A 994-nucleotide genomic window follows, 5' to 3' on the forward strand; every position below is an offset into this window, starting at 1 on the left:
AACCCATTTGCGGTCGTGCTACCTGATGTTGTGTTGGATGAATATACCGCTAATCAAAAAACAGAAAACTTAGCCGCGATGATAGCGCGTTACAAAGCGACATTTGCCAGCCAGATTATGGTTGCTCCAGTACCTGAATGTGATGTCAATAAATACGGCATAGCCGATTGTAATGGTGTTGAGATAACCCCGGGTGACTCAGCTAAAATCAAGAGGATGGTCGAAAAACCTGCTGTTGGTGAAGCCCCGTCCAATCTAGCGGTTGTTGGCCGCTATGTATTATCTGAAAAGATCTGGCGTTTACTTGCTAAAACACCAGCGGGTGCAGGTGACGAAATTCAGTTAACTGACGCGATTGATATGCTGATTGAACAAGATACCGTTGAAGCCTTTAACATGACCGGTAAGTCTCACGATTGCGGCGACAAACTGGGTTATATGAATGCTTTTGTTGAGTATGGATTGCGCGATGCTAAGTTAGGCGCTGACTTCAAAAAAAGTGTTGAAAAAATTCTGCTTGAACAGTAATTTTTACTGCTAATTTGAAAACCAACTTATATCAAGTTGGTTTTTTGCTTTTTGCCATTAGCCTAGAGAGCTTCGATGCTAAGCGGCTAGAACCTAAAGCTAACATTTATGGCAACTCTTGAATCCCCAATAAAAGCATTTGGGGATGACGAAAGCCTCTGTCATTCCGGTGAAGCTTTTTTTAAGCCGGAATCCAGGTGTTTGTTTTTACGCTTTAAGGTATCAACAAAGCCAAAACCAAGGGCTACAACCGGATCCCCAATACAAGCATTAGGAGATGACGAAAGCCTCTGTCATTCCGGTGAGGCTTTTAAAGCCGGAATCCAGGTGTTTGTTTTACGGTAAGCGGTCAATTAACCCCACATACCAATAAAAATCAGCTTTTGGCATAGTGCTTCTTTACAAAGGAGGTGCTATGAATCAATCGCAAAAACATGACCACTGGACTCAAATACTGACTGAGTTC

General features: G+C 42.7%; 1 protein-coding gene. It reads left to right on the plus strand.

What is annotated here, in order from left to right; translation table 11 throughout:
- Window positions 1–528: sugar phosphate nucleotidyltransferase (locus H5202_RS23300; RefSeq protein ID WP_259397466.1), on the plus strand; the 528-nt coding region annotated here is incomplete at its 5' end.
- Between the last annotated feature and the right edge of the window lie 466 nt (window positions 529–994).

It is taken from the genome of Shewanella sp. SG41-4 (assembly GCF_014164505.1).
In the GTDB taxonomy this organism is placed as follows: domain Bacteria; phylum Pseudomonadota; class Gammaproteobacteria; order Enterobacterales; family Shewanellaceae; genus Shewanella.